Source organism: Methylobacterium sp. WL116 (genome assembly GCF_008039455.1).
Classification (GTDB): domain Bacteria; phylum Pseudomonadota; class Alphaproteobacteria; order Rhizobiales; family Beijerinckiaceae; genus Methylobacterium.
Map to the genome: position 1 here is coordinate 1 of NZ_VRUV01000495.1, position 3,389 is coordinate 3,389.

4 protein-coding genes are annotated in these 3,389 nt (G+C 72.6%); 2 read left to right on the plus strand and 2 right to left on the minus strand.

The genetic code is table 11. From position 1 onward, the window contains the following. The first annotated feature begins 567 nt into the window (after positions 1-567). Positions 568-1,830, plus strand: coding sequence for a 5-aminolevulinate synthase (gene hemA, locus FV223_RS23360; RefSeq protein WP_246689771.1), 1,263 nt, complete (start codon positions 568-570; stop codon positions 1,828-1,830). A 27-nt stretch (positions 1,831-1,857) separates the two neighbouring features. Here the strand turns inward: hemA and FV223_RS23365 are convergent, their stop codons facing one another. Next, entirely contained in the window at positions 1,858-2,418 is a 561-nt protein-coding gene (locus tag FV223_RS23365; protein WP_147729229.1) for a DUF2059 domain-containing protein, read from the minus strand. Between the two features lie 159 nt (positions 2,419-2,577). On the opposite strand from FV223_RS23365, the gene FV223_RS23370 reads away from it, so the two are divergent. After that, positions 2,578-3,135: a DUF4337 domain-containing protein gene (locus FV223_RS23370; RefSeq protein ID WP_147729230.1), complete on the plus strand. Its 558-nt coding sequence runs from the start codon at positions 2,578-2,580 to the stop codon at positions 3,133-3,135. Between the two features lie 10 nt (positions 3,136-3,145). Here the strand turns inward: FV223_RS23370 and FV223_RS23375 are convergent. Beyond that, positions 3,146-3,389 (minus strand): hypothetical protein (locus tag FV223_RS23375; RefSeq protein WP_147729231.1); only part of this gene is annotated, 244 nt, incomplete at its 5' end.

Here is a 3,389-nt window from a genome sequence, read left to right on the forward strand (position 1 = left end):
CCTCCTCCTGCGCCGCCTCTTGCCCCGCCGCCGGCTCGCCCCGGCCGCGGACCTGGCGCTTGCGCCGCCGCAGGTTCTCGCGCAGGGCCGCCTTGAGGCGGGCGGCCCGGGCCTCGTCGTTCTTCGTCGTCATGCGTCACGCGACCCATCGTCGCCTTCGACTCCTAGATCGTCCGCCGGCACCTCACAATCCATCCGTCGGGGCGATGGCCCCGGCGGCGTTCAAAGGGTCGCTCGAATGCCGGCGGCGGCCCCCCGTCGGCCTGCAAGGCAGGGATGACGCCCCGTCACCTTGAACCGATTCCAGATCCGGCTGTATCTTCCGGTCCGACGGCGCCACGCGACGCCGCCGGATTCCTCTCCACCCGATGCGCGATCGGGCGCGCCGGACCGTACCGGTCCTCGGCCGCGCCTTCCCGCATCCCGAACAGGCCCGGCCGACGACGATCCCGCGCCTCGGCGCATCCGACGCCCGGCCAGCCCCCAAGGACATCCATGCCCGAGACCCGGCCCGCCTCCATACCGGCCCCCACGCACGCGCACGGTTCCGAACGCGGCCCGGGCTCCGTGCAGGGCCAGATCGCGGCGCGGCGGGTGGACTACGAGGCGCATTTCCGCGGCGCGCTGGAGCGCCTGCACGGCGAGCGCCGCTACCGGGTGTTCGCCGACATCGAGCGCATCGCGGGCCGCTTCCCGATCGCGAACTGGCGCCGGCCGGACGGGGCGACCTCGGAGATCACCGTGTGGTGCTCGAACGACTACCTCGGCATGGGCCAGCACCCGGAGGTGGTCTCCGCGCTCACCGACACGGCCAAGCGCTGCGGCGTCGGCGCCGGCGGCACCCGCAACATCGCCGGCAACAACTCGCCGCTGGTCGACCTCGAGCGCGAGCTCGCCGACCTGCACGGCAAGGAGGCGGGCCTGGTCTTCACCTCGGGCTACGTCTCGAACCAGGCCGGCATCTCCACCATCGCCAAGCTGATCCCGGACTGCCTGATCCTGTCGGACGCGTTCAACCACAACTCGATGATCGAAGGCGTGCGCCACGCGGGCTGCGAGAAGCGGATCTTCCGCCACAACGACCTCGCGCACCTGGAAGCGCTGCTGGTCGAGGCGGCCGGCCGCAACGTGCTGATCGCCTTCGAGAGCGTCTACTCGATGGACGGCGACGTGGCGCCGATCGGCGCGATCTGCGACCTCGCCGAGCGGTACGGCGCGATGACCTACCTCGACGAGGTCCACGCGGTCGGCCTCTACGGGCCGCGCGGCGGCGGCATGGCCGAGCGCGAGGGCGTGATGCACCGGGTCGACGTGATCGAGGGCACGCTGGCCAAGGGGTTCGGCTGCGTCGGCGGCTACATCACCGGCTCGGCCGCGCTCTGCGACGCGGTGCGGAGCTTCGCCCCCGGCTTCATCTTCACCACGGCGATCCCGCCGGCGATCGCCGCCGCCGCGCGCGCCTCGGTGCGCTACCTCAAGCGCTCGACGGCCGAGCGCGAGGCGCACCAGCGCCAGGCCGCCGCGACCAAGCGCGCGCTGGAGGAGGCCGGCCTGCCGGTGCTCGCCACCGAGACGCACATCGTGCCGGTGATGGTGGGCGACGCCGAGCTGTGCAAGGCGGCCGCCGACCACCTGCTCGAGCGCCACGCGATCTACATCCAGCCGATCAACTACCCGACGGTGCCGCGCGGCACCGAGCGCCTGCGCATCACCCCCTCGCCGTTCCACGACGCCGCCCGCATCGCCACCCTGACGGCGGCGCTGGTCGAGACCTGGGACACCCTCGACCTGCCGCGCGCCGGCACGGTGTTCGCGCAGGCGGCGGAGTAGGCGGGCGCCGCCGGAAGAGCCGGAGGCTCAGTTCGGCTTCGGCTTGTTCCCGCCCGGCACCCAGCCGTGCGCCTCGGCGGTCGCGGCGAGCTTCGCCTGCATCTCGCCGGCCAGGCTGCCGATCCAGTGCTGCATGCCCGTCAGCTGCGCCTGAGCCAGCTGCGGCTGCGCCTTGGCCATGTTGCGGCCGGCCGGCGTGTCGTCGAACGCGGCGATGGCCTCCAGGTCCGCCTTCGACAGCACGGCCGCGAACGAGATCGCCTGCAGGTTGAGCAGCTCGTCGTAATGCTCGGAGAGGATCGGCATGATCACCTCCTGCACCATGACCTTGGCCCGATCGGGCTGCTTGAGCCCCATCTGCTGGACCATCGCCGTCATCGGCGCGGTCATCGCCTGGAGCGTGGTGTCGCGATCGCCCTGGGCGCGGGCGACCACCGCCTTCGCCGCCGCCAGGCGGGCCGGATCGAGGGTGACTTGAGGCGTGACCTGGGAAGGGACTTGGGGAACCGCCTTCTGCGGCGCCTCGGCGCGGGCGGGTCCCGCCAGCCCGAGGGCGAGGGCCATGAAGGTGAGGCTGGCGATGCGCATCACGCGTCCTCCGGAGACGAAAACCGCCGGCCGCGAATCGGGCCGGGCCGAAGCATAGGCGGTGCCGGCGGATCGGCCTAAAAGCTCGGCCGCGTTGCATCCGCGCGCCGGATGCGCTGTGACTGCGCCCGCACGAATCGAACGGGGAGCGTTGAGCGGATGTCGGGTGGTCACGGAGCGGGCGGGACGTCGAACAAGCGCGTCGCGCTGCTGATCTCGGTGCTGGCGCTGTTCCTCGCCTTCAGCGAGACGCTGGGCAAGGCGGCGCAGACCGACGCGATCGGCGCCAACGTCGAGGCGGCCAACCAGTGGGCGTTCTTCCAGGCGCGCACCATCCGCGCCACGGTGCTCAAGACCGCCGACGAGGCGGTGGCCCTGGTGCCGCCGGGGCCGAACCAGGACGCGATCGCGGCCAAGCGCGCCGAGTGGGCGAAGACGATGGCACGCTGGGATTCCGAGCCCGCCACCGGCGAGGGGCGCAAGGAACTCGCCGAGAAGGCGAAGACCGCGCAGAACAACCGCGACCTCTCGCTGCTGCGCTACCACCATTACGAGCTGGCCTCGGCCGCCTTCCAGATCGGCATCGTGCTGGCCTCGGCCGAGGTGATCACCGGCATCGTCGCCCTGGTCTTCGCCGGCGGCCTGCTCGGCGCGGCCGGCGCGGTGCTGCTCGGCTTCGGCTACCTCGCGCCGCACGCCCTGCCGTTCCTCCACTGAGGGGACGGCCTCACCGGTCGCCGAACCAGTCGTCGAACCCCGGCTCGATGCACCGGTAGCCGACGAAGCAGCTCGGGTCGGTGCGCGTCGGCGCGTAGGCGGATCGCGTCACCTCCGTCGCCGCGCAGAAGCTGCGGTCGCGGACGAAGCGGTCGTAGGTCGGGCCGCCGGTGCCGAGCACGATGCCGCCGGCGCGGGCGACGGCGCCGCGGGCCTGCGCGCAGGTGAGCGTCGTGGTGTCGACGCGCTGCGCC

Coding starts and splice junctions, on each gene's coding strand:
- FV223_RS23365 (WP_147729229.1), bottom strand. CDS start 2,418: ATGCGCATCGCCAGCCTCACCTTCATGGCCCTCGCCCTCGGGCTGGCG.
- FV223_RS23370 (WP_147729230.1), top strand. CDS start 2,578: ATGTCGGGTGGTCACGGAGCGGGCGGGACGTCGAACAAGCGCGTCGCG.